This window comes from Herbaspirillum sp. VT-16-41, assembly GCF_001994935.1.
Taxonomy (GTDB): Bacteria; Pseudomonadota; Gammaproteobacteria; order Burkholderiales; family Burkholderiaceae_D; genus Herbaspirillum; species Herbaspirillum frisingense.
Window position 1 is genome coordinate 43,901 of sequence record NZ_MUXB01000133.1, and the last position, 24,313, is coordinate 68,213.

At 62.7% G+C, this 24,313-nt stretch carries 25 protein-coding genes and 1 riboswitch; of the genes, 8 read left to right on the forward strand and 17 right to left on the reverse strand.

The genetic code is table 11. The features are described 5' to 3' along the window. Positions 1-107: 107 nt before the first annotated feature. The 6 genes from BTM36_RS22395 to cyoA form a co-directional block, all read right to left on the reverse strand. On the reverse strand, positions 108-1,490 hold the full coding sequence (locus BTM36_RS22395; RefSeq protein ID WP_077238009.1) for an ATP-binding protein: 1,383 nt from the start codon (positions 1,488-1,490) through the stop codon (positions 108-110). 5 nt (positions 1,491-1,495) lie between these two features. After that, the gene (locus BTM36_RS22400; protein ID WP_077238010.1) at positions 1,496-2,341 is read right to left on the reverse strand and encodes an SURF1 family protein; all 846 of its coding nucleotides are present in this window, start codon (positions 2,339-2,341) and stop codon (positions 1,496-1,498) included. After that, positions 2,338-2,814 carry a cytochrome o ubiquinol oxidase subunit IV gene (cyoD, locus tag BTM36_RS22405; RefSeq protein WP_006462265.1) on the reverse strand — a complete coding sequence of 159 codons (477 nt, stop codon included), beginning with the start codon at positions 2,812-2,814 and terminating at the stop codon, positions 2,338-2,340. The genes BTM36_RS22400 and cyoD overlap by 4 nt, the downstream gene beginning before the upstream one ends. Then, positions 2,811-3,437 (reverse strand): cytochrome o ubiquinol oxidase subunit III, encoded by a 627-nt coding sequence (gene cyoC, locus BTM36_RS22410; protein ID WP_077238011.1) that lies wholly within the window; start codon positions 3,435-3,437, stop codon positions 2,811-2,813. Before cyoC ends, cyoD begins: the two co-directional genes overlap by 4 nt. Next, positions 3,430-5,433 carry a cytochrome o ubiquinol oxidase subunit I gene (gene cyoB, locus BTM36_RS22415; protein WP_077238012.1) on the reverse strand — a complete coding sequence of 668 codons (2,004 nt, stop codon included), beginning with the start codon at positions 5,431-5,433 and terminating at the stop codon, positions 3,430-3,432. Before cyoB ends, cyoC begins: the two co-directional genes overlap by 8 nt. A 76-nt stretch (positions 5,434-5,509) precedes the next feature. Then, positions 5,510-6,442, reverse strand: coding sequence for a ubiquinol oxidase subunit II (gene cyoA, locus BTM36_RS22420; RefSeq protein WP_077238013.1), 933 nt, complete (start codon positions 6,440-6,442; stop codon positions 5,510-5,512). A 160-nt stretch (positions 6,443-6,602) separates the two neighbouring features. Here cyoA and BTM36_RS22425 point away from each other — a divergent pair, with 160 nt between their 5' ends. Beyond that, complete coding sequence (locus tag BTM36_RS22425) at positions 6,603-7,946, forward strand: MFS transporter (protein ID WP_006462269.1); 1,344 nt, start codon at positions 6,603-6,605, stop codon at positions 7,944-7,946. Between the two features lie 102 nt (positions 7,947-8,048). Here BTM36_RS22425 and BTM36_RS22430 read toward each other — a convergent pair whose 3' ends face one another. Continuing rightward, a complete protein-coding gene (locus tag BTM36_RS22430; protein ID WP_077238113.1) occupies positions 8,049-9,206 on the reverse strand; it encodes a putative zinc-binding metallopeptidase in 1,158 nt (385 codons plus the stop codon). Between the two features lie 162 nt (positions 9,207-9,368). Here BTM36_RS22430 and BTM36_RS22435 point away from each other — a divergent pair, with 162 nt between their 5' ends. Together BTM36_RS22435 and BTM36_RS22440 are read left to right on the forward strand one after the other, a co-directional pair. Continuing rightward, positions 9,369-9,665 carry a YciI-like protein gene (locus tag BTM36_RS22435; RefSeq protein ID WP_077238014.1) on the forward strand — a complete coding sequence of 99 codons (297 nt, stop codon included), beginning with the start codon at positions 9,369-9,371 and terminating at the stop codon, positions 9,663-9,665. Between the two features lie 82 nt (positions 9,666-9,747). Next, positions 9,748-9,821, forward strand: a riboswitch (Fluoride riboswitch). Positions 9,822-9,913: 92 nt separating this feature from the next. Then, positions 9,914-11,218, forward strand: a complete 1,305-nt coding sequence (locus tag BTM36_RS22440) for a voltage-gated chloride channel family protein (protein WP_077238015.1) — start codon at positions 9,914-9,916, stop codon at positions 11,216-11,218. 65 nt (positions 11,219-11,283) lie between these two features. Here BTM36_RS22440 and BTM36_RS22445 read toward each other — a convergent pair whose 3' ends face one another. Both BTM36_RS22445 and BTM36_RS22450 read right to left on the reverse strand, forming a co-directional pair. After that, complete coding sequence (locus BTM36_RS22445) at positions 11,284-11,589, reverse strand: hypothetical protein (protein ID WP_077238016.1); 306 nt, start codon at positions 11,587-11,589, stop codon at positions 11,284-11,286. A gap of 134 nt (positions 11,590-11,723) precedes the next feature. Next, positions 11,724-12,002, reverse strand: a complete 279-nt coding sequence (locus BTM36_RS22450) for a helix-turn-helix domain-containing protein (protein ID WP_077238017.1) — start codon at positions 12,000-12,002, stop codon at positions 11,724-11,726. A gap of 273 nt (positions 12,003-12,275) precedes the next feature. Here BTM36_RS22450 and BTM36_RS22455 point away from each other — a divergent pair, with 273 nt between their 5' ends. After that, the gene (locus BTM36_RS22455) at positions 12,276-13,142 is read left to right on the forward strand and encodes a DUF296 domain-containing protein (RefSeq protein ID WP_077238018.1); all 867 of its coding nucleotides are present in this window, start codon (positions 12,276-12,278) and stop codon (positions 13,140-13,142) included. A gap of 54 nt (positions 13,143-13,196) precedes the next feature. Here the strand turns inward: BTM36_RS22455 and BTM36_RS22460 are convergent, their stop codons facing one another. The 7 genes from BTM36_RS22460 to BTM36_RS22490 all read right to left on the reverse strand — a co-directional run bounded on the left by BTM36_RS22460 (position 13,197) and on the right by BTM36_RS22490 (position 19,157). Next, a complete protein-coding gene (locus BTM36_RS22460; protein WP_006462275.1) occupies positions 13,197-13,478 on the reverse strand; it encodes a BrnA antitoxin family protein in 282 nt (93 codons plus the stop codon). Then, positions 13,465-13,731 carry a BrnT family toxin gene (locus BTM36_RS22465; RefSeq protein ID WP_077238019.1) on the reverse strand — a complete coding sequence of 89 codons (267 nt, stop codon included), beginning with the start codon at positions 13,729-13,731 and terminating at the stop codon, positions 13,465-13,467. Before BTM36_RS22465 ends, BTM36_RS22460 begins: the two co-directional genes overlap by 14 nt. A 151-nt stretch (positions 13,732-13,882) precedes the next feature. Then, positions 13,883-14,251: a response regulator gene (locus BTM36_RS22470; RefSeq protein WP_006462277.1), complete on the reverse strand. Its 369-nt coding sequence runs from the start codon at positions 14,249-14,251 to the stop codon at positions 13,883-13,885. An 82-nt stretch (positions 14,252-14,333) separates the two neighbouring features. Then, positions 14,334-15,287 carry a chemotaxis protein CheX gene (locus BTM36_RS22475; RefSeq protein WP_077238020.1) on the reverse strand — a complete coding sequence of 318 codons (954 nt, stop codon included), beginning with the start codon at positions 15,285-15,287 and terminating at the stop codon, positions 14,334-14,336. Positions 15,288-15,321: 34 nt separating this feature from the next. Then, positions 15,322-15,936: a hypothetical protein gene (locus BTM36_RS22480; protein WP_077238021.1), complete on the reverse strand. Its 615-nt coding sequence runs from the start codon at positions 15,934-15,936 to the stop codon at positions 15,322-15,324. After that, positions 15,933-16,664 (reverse strand): methyl-accepting chemotaxis protein, encoded by a 732-nt coding sequence (locus tag BTM36_RS29435; RefSeq protein WP_306460543.1) that lies wholly within the window; start codon positions 16,662-16,664, stop codon positions 15,933-15,935. Before BTM36_RS29435 ends, BTM36_RS22480 begins: the two co-directional genes overlap by 4 nt. Positions 16,665-16,721: 57 nt before the next feature. Further along, positions 16,722-19,157: an ATP-binding protein gene (locus BTM36_RS22490; protein WP_077238022.1), complete on the reverse strand. Its 2,436-nt coding sequence runs from the start codon at positions 19,155-19,157 to the stop codon at positions 16,722-16,724. A gap of 417 nt (positions 19,158-19,574) precedes the next feature. On the opposite strand from BTM36_RS22490, the gene BTM36_RS22495 reads away from it, so the two are divergent. From BTM36_RS22495 to BTM36_RS22510, 4 genes are read left to right on the forward strand one after another with little or no spacing between them, the layout of a single operon-like run. Next, a complete protein-coding gene (locus tag BTM36_RS22495; RefSeq protein WP_077238023.1) occupies positions 19,575-20,360 on the forward strand; it encodes an SDR family NAD(P)-dependent oxidoreductase in 786 nt (261 codons plus the stop codon). Between the two features lie 35 nt (positions 20,361-20,395). Then, entirely contained in the window at positions 20,396-20,602 is a 207-nt protein-coding gene (locus BTM36_RS22500; RefSeq protein ID WP_077238024.1) for a hypothetical protein, read from the forward strand. A gap of 57 nt (positions 20,603-20,659) precedes the next feature. Next, complete coding sequence (locus tag BTM36_RS22505; protein WP_077238025.1) at positions 20,660-22,996, forward strand: VTT domain-containing protein; 2,337 nt, start codon at positions 20,660-20,662, stop codon at positions 22,994-22,996. Next, positions 22,996-23,805, forward strand: coding sequence for an endonuclease/exonuclease/phosphatase family protein (locus tag BTM36_RS22510; protein WP_077238026.1), 810 nt, complete (start codon positions 22,996-22,998; stop codon positions 23,803-23,805). The genes BTM36_RS22505 and BTM36_RS22510 overlap by 1 nt, the downstream gene beginning before the upstream one ends. 59 nt (positions 23,806-23,864) lie before the next feature. Here the strand turns inward: BTM36_RS22510 and BTM36_RS22515 are convergent, their stop codons facing one another. Then, positions 23,865-24,203 (reverse strand): hypothetical protein, encoded by a 339-nt coding sequence (locus BTM36_RS22515; RefSeq protein WP_254427064.1) that lies wholly within the window; start codon positions 24,201-24,203, stop codon positions 23,865-23,867. Positions 24,204-24,313: the final 110 nt, after the last annotated feature.

Consider the following 24,313-nt stretch of genomic DNA (forward strand, 5'->3'; position numbering starts at 1 on the left):
GCGCTATTGTATGTCGAGACGGCGCCCGGCATGGCAGCGAGCAAAAGAAAAAGGAATGATGGCAGTCAAACGCCCGGCGGGCGCGGCTTGCGGCACATTGCGGCACATCAAGCGCCGGTCGGAAAATCCGGCGCCACGCTGCCCGGCGCAACCTCGGGCGGGCTTTCCAGGCTGATGGCCGACAGCGGCAGTTCCAGTGTGACGCAGGCGCCGCCACCACTGCGATGGCTGGCCCAGACGCGTCCGCCCAGCTTGCGCGCGACGTTGACCACGAAGAAAAGGCCCAGACCACGACCGGGCTTGCCCTTGGTCGACTGGTAGGGCTTGCCGATCTGGTTGATCATCCACTCCGGGAAGCCCGGGCCCTGGTCGGTCACTTCCATCAACAGCAGATCGCCCTCGCGCCTGACCTCCAGCGCCAGCCAGCGCGGTGAGACCTCGAAGGCATTGTCCAGTACGTTGCCCAACATCTGCTTGATGGCCGAATCGAAGGCCACCGGTACATCCTGCTCGATCAGGTTGCGGTACTGGAATACCTCCACCGGGCGCGTCTTGCGCCAGTCCTCGGCCACGCTGTCGAGGAAAGTGTTGAGGGTGGTCTTGATCGAGGATTCACCTCGCGCCTGCCCCGCCGAGAGCAGCACGCCGCTGACGATGGATTTGCAACGCTGCAGCTGGGCTTCCATTTCGGCGATGTCGTCCAGCATATCCGGGCGCTGGCTGATCTCGGGCATGCGCTTCCAGTCGCCGAGGATGACCGAGACGGTCGCCAGCGGCGTGCCCAGTTCATGGGCGGCGCCGGAGGCCAGCAAGCCCATGCGCACGATGTGGTCTTCCTCGGCGGCACGCTGGCGCAGGTCGGCCAGCAAGGCGTCGCCGGCACGCAGGTTGCTGCTGATGCGGGTGATGAAGAACACCATCAGGCCGGCATTGAGCAGGAAGCAGATCAGGGTACCTTCCACATACAGGCTCAGCAGGCCGGCATTGTGGTCCGGCGGCAGGGCCAGCGGTTCGGAAAACAGCGCCAGCCCGGCCAGGCAGACCATGGTGACACCGACGATGGCCCAGCTCGACCAGGGCTTCAGGAGCACGGCCGAGAGAATGATCTGCATCAGGTAGAGGAAGGCGAAGGGATTGGTGATGCCGCCGCTCAGATAGAGCTGAAAGGTCAGCACCGCCACATCCACCAGCAAGGCCAGGAACAGTTCGGCGTTGGTGGCGATGCGCCGTTCATGCCAGCGCAGGTGGCTGGCGATGTTGAATGCGATCAGGCAGGACAGCACCTCCAGCATGTGCGGCAGCGGCAGGTGCAGGTCGAACACCAGCACCACGAAGGCGATGGTGGACACCTGCCCCAGCACCGCCAGCCAGCGCAGCTGGATCAACAGCAGCATGTTCTGGTGGCCGGCCGGGTTCTGCTCCCCCTGGCGCAGGCGCTGCCAGCGCTCGCGCAGGGTCTTGCGCTTGGCGAAGGTGTCGGCGGCGGTCATGCGTGTCAGCCCTTGGAGCGGGCGTCCTGGATGCGCTGGCGCCAGCGGCGCTCATCGCGGATCACCCAGTAACCTGCGCCCAGCGACATCAGGGCCAGGGCATACCAGGTCAGGGCGTAGACCAGGTGGCTGTTGTGGAAGGCGATGACGGTCAGGCCACCGACCGGTTTCTGCGCGTCCGGTGCCACGGCGGCGTTGGCTTCGGCCGAAGGCTTGTCGGCATCCACGAAGTACGGTGCCACGCCCGACAGGCCACGCGCCTGGGCGATGGCCTTGACGTCGCGTGAATACCAGCGATTCTGGGCTGCGTCATTGCTGCGCAGGAAACCACCACCCTGCTCGCTCATGCGCAGTAGCCCGACTACTTGCGTGCTCTGGCCGGCCGGTGCATCGGCCAGGCCGTTGGCATCCAGCTTGAGCGGCGAGACGTTGACGAAGCCGCGATTGACCAGGACCAGCGTGCCATCGGCCAGCTGCAAGGGCGTCAGCAGCCACGCACCGCTTCCCAGTCCGGTGCTGGCCTGCACGGCCACGGTCTGGCTGTAGAGGTAGCGGCCGGACAGGCTTACGCGGCGATATTCGTCACGTTCGGCCGAGATCTGCGGCCATTCCTGGGGGCCAGGGGCGGGCACGGGTGCGGCATGCACGCGGGCATCGACCTTGGCGATCAGGTCCAGCTTCCATTGCAGGCGGTAGACCTGCCAGCTTCCCAGCGCGGCGAAGACCAGAAAGAAAAATCCCGCCAAAAGGGTCAGCAACAGCAGGCTGGCCTTTGTGCGGGATACCGGAGCGGCTTGCGCCGCTCCGCTTTCTTTGCCCTGCTTCACGCCTTGATTCGGCGTCGGGCTCATTTCGATTGGGCTGCGCCGTGTTGCATACCCTGCATGCCCTGCATCGATTGCGGGACAGTTTCGGTCGGCATGTTTTCCGGCGACATGGTCGGCATCATGTTGTGGTTCAGGTGATACATGACCCACAGCGAACCGGACAGGGTGATGACCACGATGACGATGGTGAAGATCATCGCCAGCATGTTCCAGCCACCTTCGGACTTGCCGTTCATGTGCAGGAAGTACTTGATGTGGACCACGATCTGCACGGCCGCGAAGGCCAGCAGCACGATGCCCAGCGTGGCCGAGCTGGAGATGGACTTGTTCATCACCATCCAGAACGGGATCGCGGTCAGGATCACGGCCAGCACGAAGCCGGTGACGTAATCCTTCATCGTGCCGTGGGCGGCGTGGTCGCCATGACCATGACCGTGGCCATGGTCATCGTGGTGGCCCATCGGACGGGCCGGGTGTTCTTGGTGGCCGCGGCTCATGGCAGGACTCCCATCAGATAGACAAAGGTGAAGACACCGATCCAGACCACGTCCAGGAAGTGCCAGAACATCGACAGGCACATCAGGCGACGGCCGTTGGCTTCGGTCAGACCATGCTTGTTGATCTGGAACAGCAGCACGACCAGCCAGATGATGCCGAAGGTGACGTGCAGTCCGTGGGTACCGACCAGGGCGAAGAACGAGGTCAGGAAACCGCTGCGGGTCGGGCCGGCGCCTTCGTGGATCAGGTGCAGGAACTCATACAGCTCGAAGTAGATGAAGCCGGCACCCAGCAGACCGGTGATGACCAGCCAGATGATGGTGTTCTGCTGCTTCTTGGCCTGCATGGCCAGCATGGCGAAACCGTAGGTGATCGACGACAGCAGCAGCAGCGCGGTGTTCAGCGCCACCAGCGGCAGGTCGAACAGCTCGGCGCCGGTCGGGCCGCCTGCGTAGTTGCGGCCGAGCACGGCATAGCACGCAAACAGGCAGGCGAAGATCAGGCAATCGCTCATCAGGTAGATCCAGAAGCCCAGCAGGGTGCCGTTCTCCGGATGGTGATGGCGGACGAAATAGCGCGAGCTAGGCGTCGCGTCGGCCGTGTGGTTGATTGCTTCAGACATGGCTATTCAACAGACGTGTGCGCTCTGCTTCGACACGGACGACTTCGTCGGCCGGGATGTAGTAGTCGCGGTTGTAATTAAAGGTGTGGATGATGGTGGCGGCAACCAGTACGACGAAGATTGCCACGGCCGGCAGCCACATGTGCCAGATCAGGGTGAAGCCCAGCACTGCCGACAGCGCAGCGATGATGAAGCCGGCACCGGTGTTCTTGGGCATGTGGATTTCCACGAAGTCACCCAGCGGACGCTGATACTTGTTCTTCTTCATGTCAGCCCAGGCGTCGTTGTCATGCACGACCGGGGTGAAGGCGAAGTTGTAGACAGGCGGCGGCGAGGAAGTGGACCATTCCAGGGTACGGGCATCCCACGGGTCGCCGGTGACGTCGGCCAGCTTCTTGCGATCGCGGATGGAGACGGCGATCTGGATGATGAAGGAACCGATGCCCAGGGCGATCAGGCCAGCACCCAGGGCGGCCACCACGAACCAGATCTGCAGCGACGGGTCGTCGAAGTGGCTCATGCGACGGGTCACGCCCATCAGGCCCAGCACGTACAGCGGCATGAAGGCCAGGTAGAAGCCCACGAACCAGAACCAGAACGAGCACTTGCCCCAGAACTGGTTCAGCTTGAAGCCGAAGGCCTTCGGGAACCAGAAGTTGATGCCGGCGAACATGCCGAACACCACGCCACCGATGATGACGTTGTGGAAGTGAGCGATCAGGAACAGCGAATTGTGCAGCACGAAGTCGGCCGGGGGAACGGCCAGCAGAACGCCGGTCATGCCACCGATGACGAAGGTGATCATGAAGCCGATGGTCCACAGCATCGGCACTTCGAAGCGGATGCGACCACGGTACATCGTGAAGAGCCAGTTGAAGATCTTGGCACCGGTCGGGATCGAGATGATCATCGTGGTGATGCCGAAGAACGAGTTCACGCTGGCGCCCGAACCCATGGTGAAGAAGTGGTGCAGCCACACCAGGTAGGACAGGATGGTGATCACCACGGTCGCATAGACCATGGAGGTGTAGCCGAACAGACGCTTGCCGCTGAAGGTCGAGACGATTTCAGAGAACACGCCGAAGGCCGGCAGCACCAGGATGTAGACCTCGGGGTGACCCCAGATCCAGATCAGGTTCACGTACATCATGGCGTTGCCGCCCATGTCGTTGGTGAAGAAGTTGGTGCCGAAGACGCGGTCCAGCGACAGCATGGCCAGCACGGCGGTCAGCACCGGGAAGGCGGCCACGATCAAGACGTTGGTACAGAGCGAGGTCCAGGTGAAGACCGGCATCTTCATCATGTTCATGCCCGGGGCGCGCATCTTGACGATGGTCACCACCAGGTTGATGCCGGAAAGTAGTGTCCCTACCCCGGCCACCTGCAAGGCCCAGATGTAGTAGTCCACCCCCACGTCAGGGCTGTACAGGATGCCCGACAGCGGCGGGTAGGCCAGCCAGCCGGTGCGGGCGAATTCGCCCACGAACAGCGAGGCCATCACCAGCAGTGCGCCGAAGGTGGTCATCCAGAAGCTGAAGTTGTTCAGGAACGGGAAGGCCACGTCGCGCGCACCGATCTGCAGGGGCACGACGTAGTTCATCAGACCGGTCACCAGGGGCATGGCCACGAAGAAGATCATGATCACGCCGTGGGCGGTGAACACCTGGTCATAGTGGTGCGGCGGCAGGAAGCCGGCGTTGTCGCCGAAGGCGATGGCCTGCTGTGCGCGCATCATCACCGCATCGGCAAAGCCACGCAGCAGCATGACGATGGCCAGCACGATGTACATGATGCCGATGCGCTTGTGGTCGATACTGGTGAACCAGTCGCGCCACAGCATGCCCCACAGGCGATATTTGGTGAGCAGGCCAAGTACCACTATGCCGCCCAGCGCCACCATGGCGAAGGTACCGATCAGGATCGGCTCATGGTATGGAATCGCTTCCAGACTGAGGCGACCGAAGATCAGCTTTATCAGGTCAAAATTGTCAGACATCTTTACTTCCCGGGGAAAAAGGAAATTGGGGCGCAGCGGTGTTCTGCTGCGCTGATACGGCTACCAGGCTAGGAAATCATTCAGCCTTTTGCTGGCCCGGTTTCACGTTCAGGTCGGTGGCCATCATCTTGTCCATGCAAACCGTGTTGGCAGCCACGCAGCGGTTCACGATGGCGTGGAACAGGTTCGGCTCGACGCTGCCGATCAGGCGGGCAGGATCGCGCTCGCTGGGCTGTTCCAGTTTCAGGTACTCGGCACGGTCCAGCTTGCTGGAGTCAGCCTTGGCCTTCTGCACCCAGGCGTCGAAGCCAGCCTGGTCCAGGCCGTGGAACTTGAAGCGCATGTGCGAGAAGCCGGCGCCGCTGTAGTTGGCGGAGAAACCGTCGTACTCGCCGGCCTTGTTGATGACCGCGTGCAGCTTGGTTTCCATGCTCGGCATGGCGTAGATCTGGCCGGCCAATGCAGGGATGTAGAAGGAATTCATCACATTGGACGCAGTAATCTTGAACTGGATGGGAACATCCACCGGCGCGGCCAACTCATTGACAGTAGCGATGCCTTGTTCCGGATAGATGAACAGCCACTTCCAGTCCAGCGCCACCACTTCCACCACCAGCGGCTTGACCTGCGGAGCCAGCGGACGCTCGGCGTCGATACGCGAGAGCGGACGGTACGGGTCCAGGGTGTGGGTGGTGATCCAGGTCAACAGGCCCAGGGCGATGATGATCAGCAGGGGTGCACCCCAGATGACCAGCTCCAGACGGGTCGAGTGATCCCAGTCCGGCTCGTAGGGAGCAGAAGTGTTGCTCTTGCGATAACGCCATGCGAACAGCAGCGTCAGGATGATCACCGGAACGATGATGAGCAACATCAAGGCGGTCGAGATGACGATCAGGCGCGCTTGCTGGTTAGCGATGTCGCCGGAAGGATTCATCACGACGGTGTTGCACCCAGCCAACAAAAGCGCAGGAAGCAGGAGCGATCCGCGACGAAGGATTTGAGAAACCATGAAGGAAAATTCCAGTCGTATGTATCAGAGCGTGGTAATGTAACGCCAATAAAGTGTGTTGGCGATTGGACGTTTTGTCCCACCCTGTCAGCTGCCACCTGCCAGGTTGGGATTAGTAGTACGTACTGCGACTAAACCTCTAACAGTGGGAGACAAAGCCATGGCAAGCACCAGCATCCACAACAGTCAAGGTTCGGGTGAATTCAGACCGCAATCGGACCAACCTTCCACTTCCCACGACCACGCCAGGATCGAACCCGGTGAAATCGCCGTCGGCGTGGTCATCGGACGAGCGTCCGAATACTTCGATTTCTTCGTCTATGCGCTGGCTTCGGTGCTGGTGTTCCCGACCCTGTTCTTCCCCAACGATCCGAAACTGGAAGGCACGCTCTACTCCTTCGTGATCTTCTCCTTCGCCTTCCTGGCCCGCCCCATCGGGACCACGATCTTCATGGCGATTCAAAAGCACTACGGCCGAGAGGTGAAACTGACGCTGGCGTTGTTCATGCTCGGCTTTTCGACTGCGGGCATTGCCTTGTTACCAACTTTTGATCACATTGGCGTCTGGGCGATCATCTTGCTCTCGCTTTTACGAGTTGGTCAAGGCCTGGCGTTGGGTGGCGCATGGGATGGCCTGCCTTCGTTGCTGGCGATGAACGCTCCGGAGCACAAGCGTGGCTGGTACGCCGCACTGGGCCAACTTGGCGCGCCGCTGGGCTTCGTCGTGGCAGCCAGCCTGTTCGCCTACATGCTCTCCAGCCTGACCACGGCCGATTTCCTCGAATGGGGCTGGCGTTATCCGTTCTACGTCGCCTTCGCCATCAACGTGGTCGCCCTGTTCTCACGCCTGCGCCTGGTCTCGACGCCGGAATACGCCAAGCTGCTTGATGAACGCGAGCTGGAACCGGCCGGCGTGGTAGAGCTGGCCACCACCCAGGGCCGCAACATCATCATCGGCGCCCTGGCCGCGCTGGCCAGCTATGCCCTGTTCCACCTGGTGACGGTGTTTCCGCTGTCGTGGATCAAGCTGTATTCGCTGCGTGAAGCCGCCGATTTCCTGGTCATCCAGATCTGGGGCGGCCTCATCATGGCGGTGGGCATCGTGGTGTCGGGCCTGGTCGCTGACCGCTTCGGCCGCCGCAACACGCTCGGTTCCATGGCCTTGCTGATCGCCATCCTCTCCGCCTTCGTCCCGAGCCTGATGAATGGCGGCGAATCGGGCCAGAACACCTTCATCCTGATCGGCTTTGCCCTGCTGGGATTGTCCTACGGCCAGGCAGCCGGCGCGGTGACCGCCAACTTCAAGGCCCGCTATCGCTATACCGGCGCGGCCTTGACTTCTGATCTCGCCTGGCTGGTCGGCGCCGGTTTCGCACCGCTGGTGGCGTTGGGGTTGTCGGCCCACTTCGGCATGGCCTACGTGAGCTTCTACCTGCTCTCCGGCGCCGTAGGCTCGCTGGCTGCGCTGAGCCTGAACCGTGCACTCGAAGCCAGGGAGGACTGAACCATAGGGTCAGGCCGCAGCAGCGGCCCGCCCAAAGAAAAACCCGGAAGCTGCTTCCGGGTTTTTTTATGGCTGCGCACCCGAAGGCCGCATGGCAATGCACTATGCCGCCTGCTCCTGCGCCGCAGCCATGCCCACCTTCCGCTTCCCATTGACGACCTCATGAACGAAGCGCAGCTTTTCCAATACTGGCGTGGTCAAGGTGAAGGGATAGGAATCCGGCATTCCGATGCTGCGGTTCAGACTGTTGAGCACATAGGTCAGCGCAAACCACTCCCGCGCCAGTTCGTCGAACGAGCCCGCCGCCACTGGCGGCGCCTTGATCACCAGCTTCTGCTCGCCCTCATGACGCGGCCTCAGCTGCACGCCGCAGGCATAGGCCGTCTCCAGGGTATCGAACATGTGAAGATAATGCGCCCAGGTCTCGGCCCAGTCCTCCCAGGGATGGCTACTGGCGTAGGCGCTGACGAAATGTTGATCCCAGTCCGCGCGCGGACCGTTCTCGTAATGCGTTTTCAACGCCTCGCCATAGTCCTGACGCTCGTCACCGAACAGCTCCCGGAACGGCGCCAACCACTCCGTAGGCGCAACCAGCCGGTCGAAATAATAGTGACCACTCTCATGCCGGAAATGCCCCAGCAGCGTGCGGTAAGGCTCGGCCATCTGCTCCCGCGCCTGCTCCCGATAGGCGGGATCGGCCTCGGCGATGTTGATGGTGATGACACCGTCGGCATGCCCCGTCAGCACCCGTTCACCGTGCGGCAGATCCTGCATGAACTCGAAGGCCAGCCCGGCCTCCTCATCCTCCATCTTCGGCACCGGCTGCAACTGCAAGGTCCACAGCGAATGCAGCAGGCGCCGCTTGGCCGTTTCCAGCCGGCTCCAGAGCACGCGATTATTGCCCTCCTCCAGATTGGGGATCACCCGCGTCAGGCGGCATGAGGCGCACAACTCGTGGGGCTCGCGCTCGTCCAGCATCCAGTTGCAGATATTTTCACGCCAGTAGTTCAAGCACTGCTTGAAGACCCGCCCTTCGTTCTCCGGCCTGACGCTGCGCCAGCGCCCGGGGCCAGGTTCGCCCACCACCTCCGCTGCCTCCGCTGCCACCTCGCCATCCACCGGCTGTGCCGGCTCCAGCGGCGAAAAGCTGGCAATGGCCTGCAATTGCGGCTGATAACCCAGCATCCAGCCGCAATTCCCGCAGACCGTGTTCTCAAAAAAGACCTGCATTCCACAATTGTCGCAATGAAAGGTTTTCACCGGTGCTCCCCTGTTATTGGTCATGGCCACGACCGCACTGGTCGCGGTGGTCAGGCGTTTGAAGGGCAATTCGCCGATACGTTCCTGCAGCTTAAATGTTTGCCAAGTGCAGGCTACTTCAGCGATGCTATCCACCTTTTCCACGCAGACCGGAGCCCCATCATGCTTTACCTGCTCAGCTATGAATTCGTCGGCGACTATCTGGAACGCCGCACCGCCCTGCGCCCCGCCCACCTGGACCTATGCCGGCAAGCCGTGGCCCGCGGCGAAATGCTGGCCGGCGGCGCTGTCGGCAATCCCCCGTCCAGCGGCCTGTTGCTGTTCCAGGGTGCGGCCGGACATGCCGAAAAATTCGCCGCCGCCGATCCCTATGTCACCCAGGGCCTGGTCACGCGCTGGCAAGTGCAACCGTGGACGGTGGTGGTCGGCATCCCGGAACTGGTGCCAGACCCGCTATAAGGCCCGGATTGAGCGATAAGGATCGCGAAACATCAACCCCGATAGACATTATGTTGTCGATCTGACGCAAACTTGTTACCATCGGCGTCAAGGAGATGGCATTCCTCCTCAAACCGCCACCAACATCATGTTGGGGCTGATGATGCCTACAGTGACCTGGCGACCCAGGGCTGTAGGCGCGCACCTTCATCTTTCATGCGCTTCCTGCGCTCCGTGTTTCCAGGCTGGTTCACTATAATCCTGGCAACATGAAACATTACAAATACCCCGAACAGCTCTATCTGCTGCCCTACATCGTCAAATGGTGCCTGATCGCCTGCCTGATCGCCGTACTGGCAGGCTCGGCCTCCGCCTTCTTCCTGTTCTCGCTGGAGTACGCCACGCAATGGCGCCAGGGTCATCCCTGGATCATCTGGCTGCTGCCCCTGGGTGGCTTTATCGTGGGCTGGCTCTATCTGCACACCGGCAAGCCGGTCGAAGCCGGCAACAACCTGCTCATCGATGAAATCCACGACCCCAAGAAGGTGATCCCCCTGCGCATGGCGCCACTGGTGCTGTTCGGTACCGTGATGTCGCACCTCTTCGGCGCCTCCGTCGGGCGCGAAGGAACCGCCGTGCAGATGGGTGGCGCGCTGGCCGACCAGCTCACCCACCTGCTGCGCCTGCGCACCGAAGATCGCCGTATCCTGCTCATGGCCGGCATCAGCGCCGGCTTCGCTTCCGTCTTCGGCACCCCGATGGCCGGCGCCATCTTCGGGCTGGAAGTGCTGGCCATCGGCCGCATGCGTTATGACGCCATCCTGCCCTGCTTCATCGCCGCCATCGCCGCCGACCAGGTCGGCCTGGCCTGGGGCGTGCATCACACCCACTACCTCATGAGCGGCAGCGCCCCCGTCGCCTTATGGAGCGTAGCCGCCGTGATCGCTGCTGGCGTGGTGTTCGGCCTGATCGGTATGGTCTTTGCCAACAGCACGCATCGCCTGTCAGCCTTCATGAAAAGCCGCATTGCCTATGCGCCGCTGCGCCCCTTCGTCGGTGGGCTGGTCGTGGCGCTGGGGGTATGGGCCATCGGCACCGATCGCTACATCGGCCTGGGCATTCCGGTGATCGTGGAAGCCTTCCAGCAGCCGCTGGCACCTTGGGATTTCCTGGGCAAGATGGTCTTCACCGTCACCTCGCTGGGCAGCGGCTTCAAGGGCGGCGAAGTCACGCCCCTGTTCTACATCGGCGCCACCCTCGGCAATGCCCTGGCACCGCTGCTGCACCTGCCCTTCTCGATGCTGGCCGGCATCGGCTTTGTGGCCGTCTTCGCGGGTGCGGCCAATACGCCGATTGCCTCCACCATCATGGCCATCGAATTGTTCGGCCCGGAAATCGGCCCGTTTGCGGCGCTGGCCTGCGTGGTCGCTTACCTGTTTTCCGGCCATACCGGCATCTACCACGCGCAACGGGTGGGCTGGGCCAAGCATGGCCTGCTGCCCAGGGGATTGAAGATCGGAGAAGTCAGGGCCTACAAGGCGAAGAAATCGGCTGAGCCGAGCAACGAAGGCTGATCGGCGAGACTGCATTGCAAGTATTGGTGAGGGGGCAACGGAGTGCTGCCCCCTTGGATGCGGGGTTATTGCGCTTCTACGGCATTAGCGGCGTCGATATGGCCTTCGGCCACCTTGGCCAGCATTTTGCAGGCGGTGATCGCCAGGCGCAGCAAGACTTCCCTGTCAACCACTGACAGCAAGGGCTTGCCATCGATAGCCTCCGCGTCGCTGAATGCGATCAAGGAAAGCAAGGTGGAGACGCCGCCACCTATATCCAGTGAATAGTCAGCCAGGGTTTTCTGATGCGACGGGGGCGTATCGGCGCGATGCCAGGAGAACGAACGAAAGATCGGGGACGAGTCAGGGACGTGCGAACACTTGTCGGACATGGTTTCTCCGGTAAGAAGGATTGTTGAATGTCGCGGGTGTGTTCGAGTCGCCAAACTCGATCCCATGTGCGATGGGATGGCGGAGACTAGCAAGCATGATGCGCTAGCGTCAAGGCAGGATTGCCAATTGCCTCTCAGAAGTCCAATTGTTCCTTGGAGATACCCAACGCGACTGCAATCCTTGAAATCGTAGATGTTCTCGGCCTCGGGCTCTTCTCATATTTTGCATAGAGCGCCTGGCTAATCCCGAGGCGTTGCGCGACGACCGCCTGTGTCAGCCCCAGATGCTCGCGCCATGCCTGTATCGGCGTCAAGCCGTCCATGGTCGCACCCACTACTTCATTGGGAATCCGATTCCCCCCCCCGCCGTAACGTGGAGTCCGGATCATTTGAATATTGTTAGCGCCCTTCATGTCGCCTCGTCATGTTCTGGAGAGTTGTCTCATCAAGGCCAAATATAGCCGCGCTGCGACTTCTGGGCAGATAAAGCTGACTTCAGGAAGAAATTCTCGTCACTTCCACTACTGAGCAATTGAACATCTCGCCCAGTGAAACACCTTCCGGTTAAAAACATTCACCAGCAATCCCACGCAGAACGCAGGATAATTCACCACACCAGCCGCCTACGAACCGGCTATCCGACGGCCCACCAAAGCCGCGCCCTGACACCTTACCCAGGAGACCGCATGCCCACCCCGCAAGCCTTCGCCCGTACCGTCCGCCATCCCGGCCCGCCTGAACCCGAACGCATCGTCAGCCTGGAAGGCCAGGCCATGCAGCTTGATTTCACCCTGGAGGCGGGCCTGAGCCTGCGCGACGCGATCAGCATCCCGCTCTCGCGCGCCGGGCTCGATGGCGGTACCGTGCGCTTTTCCAATCTGAAGATCGCCGCGCTGCACTTCCTCATGCCCGCGCTGGCGGTGGACGACCAGCATGCCGCCTTCTACAGCGCGCCGCATGCGATGGAAGAAGGCACCGTCATCGAATACGCCTGCGCCACCTATGGGCGCAAGGACGGCGAGCCCTTCGTGCATTGCCACGCCATCTGGCGTGGTCGCGATGGCCAGCGCCAGGGCGGCCACCTGATGATGGAAAAGACCATCGTCGGCCAAACCGCACCGGCCCAGGCCTGGGGTTTGCACGACGCCACCATGGCCACGCGCTACGATCCGGAAACCAATTTCACCCTCTTCTACCCCACCCGCCTATCGGACCAGGCCGTCGTCGCCACCGGCAAGCGCGTGGTGCTGGCCCGCATCCGGCCCGACCAGGACCTGACCCTGGCCGTTGAGCAGGCCTGCGCCGCCCACGACATGCGCAACGCCATCGTGCGCGGTAGCGTGGGCAGCATCATCGGCGCCGAGTTCGAGGACGGCCGCGTACTGGATGACCGCGCCACGGAAATCCTGATCCGTGCTGGGGAAGTGCGGGATGGCATCGGCCGCCTGGATATCGGCCTCGTCAATCCGCAAGGCCAGGTCTGTGAAGGGGTGCTGGCGCGGGGCTGCAATCCGGTGTTGATCTGCTTTGAGCTGGTACTGGAAGAGCAGTGAAGCTACATGAGCAGTGAAGGCAGACGCGGTCGCGCCATCAATCACCGTCCATGATCATTGGTGTTGTGTCAGCCATTCGCGCAGGGCACCGTTCATGCGGCTTTGCCAACCATCGCCGCCGCGCTTGAAGGCTTCGACGATATCGACGTCGAAACGCATTGTGACCTGCACCTTGGAGCCGCTACCTGCGGGCCTGCCGCGTCCCCGTGCAGGCCGCAACGCAGCCAGTTGGGCCGGACTCAACGGCTGTGCATCGGGATCGGACAGCGCCGCAGCGGTGATCTGCGCGTCTTCCGCGGGGGTGGGCAGGATGGTTCCCTGTTTAAGCTTCGGCATATCGATCAATCTCCCTTTTGTTCGCTTTGCGCAGACTGATGATCCTCCTGGCAAACGCGCGTTGCACATAGACCACCACGTGAAGTCGCAGACCGATGTAGGCGATCGCGATTTCCCGCTGTTCGCCGTAGTCGATTCTGTCATCAAGCGTGATCAAGGCACTCTCCCATTCGATAGCCGCGGCTTCTGCGAGCGAAACGCCATGTTTGTTTTTGTTGATGGCGTCTTTATGAGGATCGAACAGGATTTCCATCAATTATTGTAGCTACATATAATCTCCTTCGACAAGAGTTATTTGTAGCTACATTTAATTGGAACCGGGTCTGTCAAAAACAATTCGGCCTGCATTGCAGGCCGAATTATCAGTGGTGACTCGCAGGGGACTTCAGCGATGCAGGAACAAGTTATGCCCCCACCAGCTTCTTGAAAGTCGGCAGCACCGCCTCCCCCTTGAAGGGTTTGACGATCCAGCCCTTGATGCCGGCGGCCTTGCCGCGCTCCTTCATGATGGGCGAGTTCTCGGTGGTGAGCATGATGATGTTCACGCTGGCATTGCCCAGTTCGCTGCGGATCTTCTCGGCCATGGTCAGGCCGTCCATGTTGGGCATGTTCACGTCGGAGACCACCAGCTTGATGGCCGGGTCGCCCTTGAGCTTGTTCAGGCCGTCGCGGCCGTCCACGGCCAGCGCCACGTCCAGACCGTTCTTCTTGAGGAAGTCGCCGACTTCGGCGCGCACGGTGCTCGAATCGTCCACTACCAGGATTTGTGCCATGTTGAATTCTCTTTCACTAGGATTGTTTCAATGAGGGGATGAGGGAAATGGGGGGCTGCAATCTTCGCCGCGGGCAGCCAGGTCAGAACAGTTCCAGCTCGCCCGATTCGAACAGTTCCTCCACCGAGGTCTGGTTCTCGCGGAAATCCTCGGGCGACCAGGACAGGTTGAAGATGAAGCGCTGCAGCAGCACCAGCGGCACGCCGTCGTCCCGGCGCAGCACGTACTTGAAGCACAGCTGCGCATCGTCCGAGCCGAAGGAGATGTAGCGATGCTGGTGGTTGATGATGATGGGCACCTGGCTCAACTGCTGGATGGGCTGACTCTGGTTGATGAAGCGGTTCTTGAACCAGCCCCAGATCAGGTTGGTCAGTTCGCCCAGGGCATTGTTGAGATGGCGGAAATCATCAGCCGCTTCCGGTGCCAGCGCCTGCAGGGTCTTCTGCTCGGCCTGCAGCATCATGTAGCCACGGCACCAGCTGCTCTCCAGCGGGATCAGGGTGAAGACTTCACCGAAGATGATGCGGTCACGCACCAGATAGGGCTGGTCGATCTCCACCTGCATGCCGGGGAACTGGCTCTCCAGCACCATGCGGCTGATTTCGGCGATACCCCGCACCAGGGCATTGGGGTAGCGCTGGCTGAAGATGGAGGCCGCCACGGCGGGGGCCAGGGCTTCGATGTCGTCGATGCGGTAGACGGCGCTGAAGAGTTCGCTGTCGCGCTCGGCCAATGGCGTGTCGGCGCTCTCACGGCGGCGGCGCAGGAAGATCGGCAACTCCGGGCGCACCTCGCGAATGCGGCGGGCCAGGCCGCGACCGCCCTCGCCCAGACCGGCCAGGCTCTCCGAGAGCATGATGCCGCCCAGGTCGACATTGCTGCGCAAGACCGCCATGACGTGTTCTTCATGCGCCTTCAGGCCGACCAGCTGATGCCGTTCGCAAAAGGACTTGATGGTGTCGTAGCAGTCGGCGTCACGGTCCAGGACCAGGACCTTGCTGGTGATGGTGTTGTCGAGGCTGGCGCTGGCTTGCATGATGGTGTGGGTTCCCCGGATCGTTGATGGCGGTCTAGAACAGTTCGAGTTCGCCGGTGGTGTCTGCCTGCTCTTCGGCCGACACGGCAAAGTCCAGCCGGTCATAGGCCGATACGCAGAGCGAGACATGCAGCCGGGGCGACGGGTCGATGTCGATAGCGAAGTGGCGCACATGGGCGTGCCTGAGCTTGTGCAGGTAGTGCAGGCACTGGGTGTCGATGACATTGGGCGTGGACATGCCCAGGTGCGGGAAGAAGCGCCCCAGCTCGCGGTTGAAGATGCCGCAGCACAGGTTGCCGCACTCGGCCAGCGCGTCCATGAAGGCCTGCTCGCCCCCTGCCCCCACCTCAGCCGCACCGTCACCCGCGAGCCGCGCAAAGTGGCCCTTGGTGGCGGCGTCCGGCGTGAAATGGAACATCACCATCAGGCGGAACAGGTAGGAGGAAATGGTGAGCACCACCATCTTCTTTTCCGCCAGATCGTCCACCTCGACGGCGGTGATCACCGCCTCGGCGCCCGAGGGCACCAGGCTGCCGCGCAGGGCTTGCTGCAACAGGGTGTCGAAGCCGTCGCGGGCGCTGGCGCTGATGCGCTCGTCAGCGATGCTCTGGGCCACGGCCTGCAGCTCGTCCATGTCGTGGGCGCTCATGCCGCCTCGGCCAGGGTTTCCCTGGTCTTCCTGTTGATCAGGTCCAGCCCGATGACGGCGCCCATGATCATCTTGCCGCCGGCCTGCAGGTCCTGGAAGGTGGTAGTGGTGATCAGGTCGTTCTGGTACAGGTTGGCGCGGTAGCTCTTGGAGAGTTTCTCGGCCCGCTGCGCCAGGTCGCGCACCTCCTGCGCCACCACGGCGAAGCCGCGCCCGTGCACGCCGGCACGAGCGGCCTCGATGGAAGCATTCAGGGCCACGATGATGACCTGGTTCACGATCAGGGCGAACTCGTCGTTCATGCGGTGCATGTCGCGATTGTGGGTGATGAGTTCGTTCATGTCGTCGTGCCAGCGCTCGAAGGTCCGCACCAGGCCCAGCAGCTTGCCGATGGTGTCCTGGGAGGCGTCGCAGTTCTGCATCACGCGCGAGAGGCTGTCGGTTTGCTGCTGGTTGAGGCGGGCCAGCATGGCCTCGCTCTCGTGACGCATCTCGGCCATGTGGCGCTCGGCGGCCAGTTGCTGCTGTTCCAGTTGCCGCTGATGGGCGGCCCACTGCTCTTGCTGCTGTGCCAGGGTCGCCAATGCCTGGTCGCGGGCCTGCTCCAGCTGCCCGGCATCGAACAACTGCCCGGCGCGACGCTTCTGCCGTAGCCACAACCAGGTCATCGGCAGGCCGGCCAGGGCGGCGCCCAGCGCCACCAGGAGGATCGAATTGAACATGCTCATCCGTTTTTTGCTTCCGCGTTTGCTTCTCTTGCTTGGGTGCCCGATGTCGGTCGGCCCTCAGGCCACCTGGGGATTGCCGTCCTGCGGCGGCAGCGCGACCGGCACCGTCGCCTCCTGGCCGGCCACCGGGTAAGGCACGTCGACGCCATCCACTTCCACCGCCACGCTCTCGGGCAGCATCACGATGATCTGGAAGGGGCGGAAGGCGGCGCCTTCGTTGGTATCGGCAAAGCGGATCTCGATCTGCCCATGTTCGCGGGTGACAAAGTCCAGCACCGCATCCATGCCCACGCCACGACCTGAAACGTCGGTCACTTCGCTGCGGGTGGAGAAGCCCGGTTGCAGGATCAGGCGGGCGATCTCGGCATCCGACATGGCCTGATCCACGGTGATGAGCTGCTTTTCGATGCCGATCTGGCGCACCTTTTCCAGCGCCAGACCACGGCCGTCGTCGGATAGCGCCAGCTGGAACATGTCGTCCATCACACCCGTCTCCAGCTTGATGGTGCCGGTCTCGGGCTTGCCCTTGGCGGCCCGCTCCTGGCGCCCTTCCAGGCCGTGATCCATGGCATTGCGGATCAGGTGCATGAACACGTTCTGCAGCAGCGGTGCGGCAAAACTATGGACCACGTAACCGTTGTCCTCGATGTCCACGACCGGTGCCGCCTTGTCCAGGTCGGCCGCCAGCGCAGGCAGCGAATCGGTGATCGGGGCCAGCACGTCGGCGATGGTCTCGGTACCCAGCAGGCGCAGGGTACGGCGCACGTCGTTACGCACGGCCACCAGTTCGTGCAGGTTGGCGGTGTTGACGTTTTCCAGGCGCTGCAGGCTTTCCTGGATGTGCTTGCGGTCGATGGTCAGGACCTGCCGCTCGTAACCCGGCAGCACCTGTTCGCCAGCGCTGGCGGTGCTGCTGCCACGACCCAGGGTCACCTCATTGATGCGGGCATAGCGGTCGATGAACTCGCGCACCTGGGCCAGTTGCTGCAGCAGTTCCTGCTGGTTCCACACGGCGCCGCTGGCCGGGTGGCGCAGGTCGTCGTAGTGCTGTTCGGCGTGGTGCACCACGTTGGCCAGGTGCAGCAGGCCATAGGTGCGGCCATTGCCCTTGATGGTGTGCATGTTGCGGAACAGCTTGGCGATGGCGAAGGCGGTCGCTTCCGGGTTCTGGTGCACGATCTGCTCGTTCTCGTCCAGGAAGCGGCGCGCGCTGCCGATGAACTCGGCGAACTTGGGCGCAGCTACCGCCAGGATCTCGCCGATCATTTCCAGTTCGCGCTTCTGTTCGTTGGCTTCCGCCGCCAGCTGGCGCAGCTCGGTCACGTCACGCACGCACAGCATCAGGCGGATCACCGTATCGCTCTCGTCGGTGATGGGCGACCAGGACAGGTCCAGGATCTTCTTGCTGCCGTCGGCCATGGTCTTTTCGATCTCGCCCACCATCAGATGTTCGTTGAACTCGAAGTTCATGACGTCTTCACCGATGCAGGCGCCGCCAATGGCTTCGATCTGCGACAGCGTATCGGCGCCCAGGTTGGTGTTGGCAAAGACCAGTTCCATCACGTCGCGGCCGGCGATGTCGGTGGTCTCGAAGACGGTTTCGAGGAAGGCCGAGTACTCCGGGTGGATACGGTTGCCGTCGACGATGGTGAGAATGCCCTGCGGGATGTTCTGCAGCATGGCCTGCATGTCGGCGGTCTTCTGGCGCACCTGGGCCGAGGCTTCTTCGATTTTCTCGACCATGCCGTTGAAGGCGACGATGGAATGCCCCACCTCATCCATGCGCTGCACCGGCAGACGACGGGTGAAATCCTGGCTGGTGGCGATCTCGCCCATCATCGCCGCCATGCGGCTGATGGGGCCGGTGATCTGGCGATACAGCAGGAAACCGATGCCCCCTAGCAGCAGCACGGCCATCACCGTGACCACGCTGATGGTGGTGGTGGTCTGGGCCAGCTTGCCGTTGAGCGAGGCAATGGCATTGTCCTTGAAGCGGTTCTTTTCGATGCGAAGGGTGTTGACGATGCCTTCCAGTTCGCTCTGGTACTGCATCACGCCGCCGAAGAACTGCGCCTGGGCGATCTCGTTCTTGCCGGCCAGCTTGAACTTGGCGGTGGTGTCGATGGCGCCGAAGTAGTTGTCCAGGCTTTCCCTGGCCTGCTCGATCAGGCCACGCTGGGCCACGCCTTCAGCCTGCTTGGCCTGGGCTGCCAGGGCCTGTTCCAGCACGGCCTTCTTTTCGGCCAGCTTGTCATTTTCTTGCGCGACCAGCTGGGTATCGCTCTCGGTGACCATCACCATGGCCGCCAACTGTACGTCCTTCAACTGCCCCATCAGGTCGGACGAGGCCAGCACGCTGGGCATCACGCCTTCGGTGACGGAACGGACCTCGACGGCGCTGCTGCGCGACTGGTACATCGCGTAGCCACCAATGCCGGCAATGGCGACGAAGGTAAGTATCACCAGGAGCGTGATACGCATGCGGATGGTCATGGAATTCCCCTTGAGATGGCGGTGAACCGGTGTTGTCATTTGTTTCACATTCGTCCCTGGAATATGAACAAATGAGCGACCGGTCTGGATGCGGGGCGCATTGTTGCATTGAAGTATTACTGCTACGTGACAATCCGTTTGTGACAGCGGCGCAGGAAATAGCTCGCATTCGGGCCGCGGCGGCCAATGAGAAAGCCGGTCTCAAGCGGCAGGACGCGCGCGCCCTCGACACGGGCTGAGACAGCGTCTTCCTACAGCAGCTTGGGGAGCTGTCCGATGTTCCGATGGCGGGCCATGGCCTATCGTTGGCTATCGTCAGGCATTGGCATCCTGGTTCTACCCTGGTCTTCCTGGTGTTCAGGCTGCCTGCCATCCACCATTTCTTCTTTATTTCCTCCGATTTGCAAAGGAGTCCGCATGCATCCACTGAACCCTTCCCATCTGCAGCGTTTCAAGGACAAGGTCGTCATCGTCACCGGCGCGGCTTCCGGCATCGGCGAGGCCACTGCGCGGCGGTTTTCCGATGAAGGTGCCCGGGTCTTGCTGGCCGACCGCAATGCGGCGGCCCTGACCAAGGTCTTCGATTCGCTGCCGTCGGAGCGCACGGCGGCCCGCGAAACCGACGTTTCCCGCCACGAAGACGTGCGCGAAATGGTGGCCTTCGCCATCGAGCGCTTCGGCCGTCTGGATGTGCTGGTCAGCGATGCCGGCATCTTTGCCGAAGGCAACGTCACCGAAGTCAGCCCGGAAGACTGGCACCGCGTCCAGGCCACCAATGTGAACGGCGTCTTCTATGGCGCGCGTGAAGCCATGCCGCACCTGCAGAAGACGCGCGGCTGCATCGTCAACGTAGCCTCGGTTTCGGGCCTGGGGGCGGACTGGAATCTGTCGGCCTACAACACCTCCAAGGGCGCCGTGGTCAACCTGACCCGCGCCATGGCGATGGACTTCGGCCGCAAGGGCGTGCGCGTCAATTCGGTCTGCCCCAGCTTCACGCACACCGCGATGACGGCCGATATGGAAGACGACCCGGTCCTGCAGGAGAAGTTTGCCGAGCGCATTCCCCTGGGCCGTGGCGCCGAGGCGCAGGAAATCGCCGCCGTGATCACCTTCCTGGCCAGCCCCGATGCGGCCTTCGTGACCGGCGTGAACATGCCCGTGGATGGCGGGCTGACCGCCTCCAACGGCCAGCCACCACAGTGAAATGAACAATCGCATCCGATGATGAGGAGACTCCCATGAGCCAAGCCATTCCCCTGCCCGAAGACACCACCCGCGCCAGCGAAGGCGCCATGGACAAGAGCAAGCCACACGCCCTCCCCCAGCAGCCGCGGCCCCAGCATCGACAGGCAGGCCAGGACCAGGGCCAGGATGAGGCGCCTGCCGGCAAGCGGCCAGCCTCGACCGATGGCGAAGAGCATCCGCTCTCGGTCGGCCAGCCCTGAGCGGCAAGCCAGACCCACACCCATCACAAGAACAAGACCGCGCACCCGGAGGCCCCCATGTCGTCGCCCACCCTGCAGGACAATCCCACTCCCGGCCTGTTGCAGCCTGGCCGCAATTGCTGGCGGCTGGAGCACGCCGACCGCTTCAAGCTGCTCATTGACGCAGCCGACTATTTCAGCGCCTTGCGGCGTGCGCTGGTCAAGGCGCGCCACAGCGTGTACATCCTGGGTTGGGATCTGGACAGCCGCACTGTGCTCGTTCCGCAGGGCAGTGACGACGGCTTGCCGGAGCAGCTGGGTGACCTGCTGCATGCGCTGGTGGAGCGGCAGCCCGCGCTGCACATCCGCGTGCTCAACTGGGACTACGCCATGCTCTATGCGCTGGAGCGCGAATGGATGATGGCGAGGAAGCCCGGTCGCCCCCGCAACAAGCGCCTGCATTTCCGCACCGACGCCCGTCACCCGGTGGGCGCCTCGCATCACCAGAAGATCGTGGTCATCGACGATCAGTTGGCCTTCGTCGGCGGTCTGGACCTGACGCGCTGCCGCTGGGATACCCCCGAACATGCCCCCGACAACCCGCTGCGACGCGATCCGGACGACAAGCCCTACGCCCCCTTCCACGATGTCCAGGCCATGGTCGATGGCGATGTGGCGCTTGCCCTGGGCGACCTGGCGCGTCGCCGCTGGACGCTGGCAGGCTATGCCGAACGCGCTGAAGGTCGCTCGCCCCGGCTGGAGCCATCGCAAGCATCTGCCAGCGAGCTCTGGCCTGATGGCTTCGAGCCGGATCTGCGCGACCTGCGCATCGGCATCTCCCGTACCGAACCGGCCTATGAAGACCGGCCGGGCGTGTTCGAAGTGCGGGAGCTCTATCTGGATGCGATTGCTGCCGCCCGCCAGCATCTGTTCTTCGAAAACCAGTATTTCACTTCCAACGTGCTGGCCGAGGCCATCGGCGCCCGCCTGCGCGAAACGGATGGCCCGGAAGTGGCCGTCATTTCCCCGCAGACCCAGAGCGGCTGGCTGGAACAGGCCACCATGGGCGCCCTGCGCGCGCGCATCCACCATCGCCTCAAGAATGCGCTGGAAGGCCAGCAGCCGTCCGCCGAAGCGCGCTACCAGATGTATTGCCCGCACTTGCCGGGGCTGGAAGAAAGCTGCTGCCTGAACGTACACAGCAAGGTCTTCGCCATGGATGACCGCCTGTTCTCGGTCGGCTCGGCCAATATGAGCAATCGTTCGATGGGCTTCGATACCGAATGCAATCTCACGATCGAAGTCCAGGGCGATGCGCAGCGCCAGCGCGAGATCGCCGAGGCCATCGGGCTCATGCGCAATCGCCTGCTGGCCGAACACCTGGGCGTGACCCCGGCCGCCGTGCAACAAGCCATGGACCAGCAGGCCGGCCTGCATGCGGCCATCGAACAATTGCGCCAGCCAGAGCAGCGCGAGCTGCGACCGATGGACCCGCGCCTGATTCCCGAACTGGACGCCCTGACCCAGGACAACGCTGTCTTCGATCCAGAGCGCCCGGTCAGCCCCGACGAGATCGTCGACGCCTATGTGCCGCGCAGCGCCCGCAAGCCGGTGCCGCGCCGCATGATCGGGCTGGGCATGTTGGCCGTGGCACTGGTGGTATTCGCACTGGCTTGGCGCTTCACGCCGCTGCGCGACTGGATCAATCTGAGTTCGCTCATCGCCCTGGCGCGCAGCGTGGACAAGATGCCCTTCACACCCGCCATCGTCATTGCTGCCTTCGTGGTCGCAGGGATGCTGATGGTGCCGATCACGGTGCTGATCGCAGTGGCGGGGGTGGTCTTCGGGCCGGTCAATGGTGGCATGTACGCCACGGCCGGGGTGGGTCTGAGCGCCCTGCTCGGCTTCGGCCTGGGTCACTGGCTGGGCCATGACGCGCTGCGCGACATGCTGGGCCCGCGCATCAACAATCTGAGCCGACGCTTTGCCCAGCGCGGCATCGCCGCCATGGCCGTGGTGCGCCTGCTGCCGATTGCACCCTTCACGGTGGTCAATGTGGTGGCCGGTGCTTCCCATCTGGGCTTGCGCGATTACCTGCTTGGCACCCTGATCGGCATGGTGCCGGGCATCGTGTTGACGGTGGTGTTCTCGCATAACCTGGCCGAGGCGATCCGTCATCCCAGCCTGCAGACGGTATTGGTGCTGGCGGGCGTGACGGCTGCCTTGATGCTGACGGCCTTCGGTCTGCAGAAGCTGCTCAAGCCGCGCGACAAGAAGACGAAGCCGGGCAAGCCGTCACGCAATGCAATGGGCAAGACCACCGGTGCGGTGACCACGACCGACCAGCCCGTGCGACGCGAAGAGCCGCTGCCACGCGTTCAGGCCGATCATCCGATTGAGGCGCGCCAGGCTTGATGAGGATCGACACCTTGGGGACCTCGGACTCCGTGCATCCCCGCCAGGGACAGCACGAAGCGACGCGGCAAGCGGACGCCGAACTGGTGCGCACGGCCGACGTGCCGCTGCGCGATCTCAACCCCTGGCCCCTGACAGTGGCCACCTACAACGTCCATGGTGCGGTCGGCACGGATGGCGTGTTTTCGCCGCAGCGCATCGCCCAGGTCCTGCGCGAAATCGATGCCGACGTGCTAGCCCTGCAGGAAGTGCCGCTGGGCGGCACGGAACAGGTTGATGTGCTGGGGCTGCTGCGCGAGGAAACCGGTTTCTTCGCCGTCGAAGGAGCGACCATCGATACCCCGCAACGACGCTATGGCAATGCGGTGCTGAGCCGCTATCCCATCCTGGCCAAGCAGAGCCTGGACCTCTCCTTCGGCAGCCGGGAACCGCGCGGCGCGCTGGATGCCGATATCGATTGCCACGGCCACATGCTGCGGGTGGTCGCCACCCATCTGGGCTTGAAGCCGGCTGAACGGCGTGACCAGATCAAGCGCCTGCTCCAGGCTTTCGATACTGATCAGGCGCCGGTGATCCTGATGGGCGATGTGAACGAATGGTTCATGTGGGGACGCACGCTGCGCTGGCTGGTGTCGCATTTCGAGGCGGCACCGGCGCCACGCACCTTTCCCTCACGCTGGCCGCTGTTCGCGCTGGATCGTATCTGGATCAGCCCGCGCCAGCGCCTGCTGCAGGTAAACGTACATCGCACGCCGCTGGCGCGGGTGGCCTCGGACCACCTGCCGCTGGTGGCGCATATCGACGGTTGAGAAGAGTGAACAGGGCGAAAAAGGTGAAAAGGGTGAAAAGGCAGCCAGCAGGGCTGCCTTCAGCACATGCGCCGCTTGCTGCTCCACAGCTTGACCGCCAGCGCGATCCAGATCAGCAGGAACAGCATGTTGCCCGGCAACCAGATCATCTGCGTCCACACATAGTCGCTCACCCACAGCGCCAGCACGTCACGGCAACCGCACACCTGATCGGCGTAGAACAGTTCACCGCCACTGCGCGCTGCGGCGAACTGCAGCCAGAGAAAACCCAATAACACCGGAATGGCTACCACGCCTGCCAGGCAACAGCGCCGCAGCTGGCGTTGTCGTCGGCAGTGTCCCTCGCGCTGCCAGGCCCCGCCTGCGCCCGCGCATTGCTGCATCGACTCGCCGTGCATATTTCCCCCTTGCACTTGCATGTATTGTCTGCCCCTGGGTCGCCGCACCGCCGCCCGAAGGCGCCCAAATGCGGAACGGCAACCGTTATCCGGCAGCTCCACAGGGAGCC

Excerpts from the sequence above, each read along its gene's own strand:
- BTM36_RS22395 (WP_077238009.1), bottom strand. The coding sequence starts at position 1,490 with ATGACCGCCGCCGACACCTTCGCCAAGCGCAAGACCCTGCGCGAGCGC.
- BTM36_RS22400 (WP_077238010.1), bottom strand. The coding sequence starts at position 2,341 with ATGAGCCCGACGCCGAATCAAGGCGTGAAGCAGGGCAAAGAAAGCGGA.
- cyoD (WP_006462265.1), bottom strand. The coding sequence starts at position 2,814 with ATGAGCCGCGGCCACCAAGAACACCCGGCCCGTCCGATGGGCCACCAC.
- cyoC (WP_077238011.1), bottom strand. The coding sequence starts at position 3,437 with ATGTCTGAAGCAATCAACCACACGGCCGACGCGACGCCTAGCTCGCGC.
- cyoB (WP_077238012.1), bottom strand. The coding sequence starts at position 5,433 with ATGTCTGACAATTTTGACCTGATAAAGCTGATCTTCGGTCGCCTCAGT.
- cyoA (WP_077238013.1), bottom strand. The coding sequence starts at position 6,442 with ATGGTTTCTCAAATCCTTCGTCGCGGATCGCTCCTGCTTCCTGCGCTT.
- BTM36_RS22425 (WP_006462269.1), top strand. The coding sequence starts at position 6,603 with ATGGCAAGCACCAGCATCCACAACAGTCAAGGTTCGGGTGAATTCAGA.
- BTM36_RS22435 (WP_077238014.1), top strand. The coding sequence starts at position 9,369 with ATGCTTTACCTGCTCAGCTATGAATTCGTCGGCGACTATCTGGAACGC.
- BTM36_RS22440 (WP_077238015.1), top strand. The coding sequence starts at position 9,914 with ATGAAACATTACAAATACCCCGAACAGCTCTATCTGCTGCCCTACATC.
- BTM36_RS22445 (WP_077238016.1), bottom strand. The coding sequence starts at position 11,589 with ATGTCCGACAAGTGTTCGCACGTCCCTGACTCGTCCCCGATCTTTCGT.
- BTM36_RS22450 (WP_077238017.1), bottom strand. The coding sequence starts at position 12,002 with ATGAAGGGCGCTAACAATATTCAAATGATCCGGACTCCACGTTACGGC.
- BTM36_RS22455 (WP_077238018.1), top strand. The coding sequence starts at position 12,276 with ATGCCCACCCCGCAAGCCTTCGCCCGTACCGTCCGCCATCCCGGCCCG.
- BTM36_RS22460 (WP_006462275.1), bottom strand. The coding sequence starts at position 13,478 with ATGCCGAAGCTTAAACAGGGAACCATCCTGCCCACCCCCGCGGAAGAC.
- BTM36_RS22465 (WP_077238019.1), bottom strand. The coding sequence starts at position 13,731 with ATGGAAATCCTGTTCGATCCTCATAAAGACGCCATCAACAAAAACAAA.
- BTM36_RS22470 (WP_006462277.1), bottom strand. The coding sequence starts at position 14,251 with ATGGCACAAATCCTGGTAGTGGACGATTCGAGCACCGTGCGCGCCGAA.
- BTM36_RS22475 (WP_077238020.1), bottom strand. The coding sequence starts at position 15,287 with ATGCAAGCCAGCGCCAGCCTCGACAACACCATCACCAGCAAGGTCCTG.
- BTM36_RS22480 (WP_077238021.1), bottom strand. The coding sequence starts at position 15,936 with ATGAGCGCCCACGACATGGACGAGCTGCAGGCCGTGGCCCAGAGCATC.
- BTM36_RS29435 (WP_306460543.1), bottom strand. The coding sequence starts at position 16,664 with ATGAGCATGTTCAATTCGATCCTCCTGGTGGCGCTGGGCGCCGCCCTG.
- BTM36_RS22490 (WP_077238022.1), bottom strand. The coding sequence starts at position 19,157 with ATGACCATCCGCATGCGTATCACGCTCCTGGTGATACTTACCTTCGTC.
- BTM36_RS22495 (WP_077238023.1), top strand. The coding sequence starts at position 19,575 with ATGCATCCACTGAACCCTTCCCATCTGCAGCGTTTCAAGGACAAGGTC.
- BTM36_RS22500 (WP_077238024.1), top strand. The coding sequence starts at position 20,396 with ATGAGCCAAGCCATTCCCCTGCCCGAAGACACCACCCGCGCCAGCGAA.
- BTM36_RS22505 (WP_077238025.1), top strand. The coding sequence starts at position 20,660 with ATGTCGTCGCCCACCCTGCAGGACAATCCCACTCCCGGCCTGTTGCAG.
- BTM36_RS22510 (WP_077238026.1), top strand. The coding sequence starts at position 22,996 with ATGAGGATCGACACCTTGGGGACCTCGGACTCCGTGCATCCCCGCCAG.
- BTM36_RS22515 (WP_254427064.1), bottom strand. The coding sequence starts at position 24,203 with ATGCACGGCGAGTCGATGCAGCAATGCGCGGGCGCAGGCGGGGCCTGG.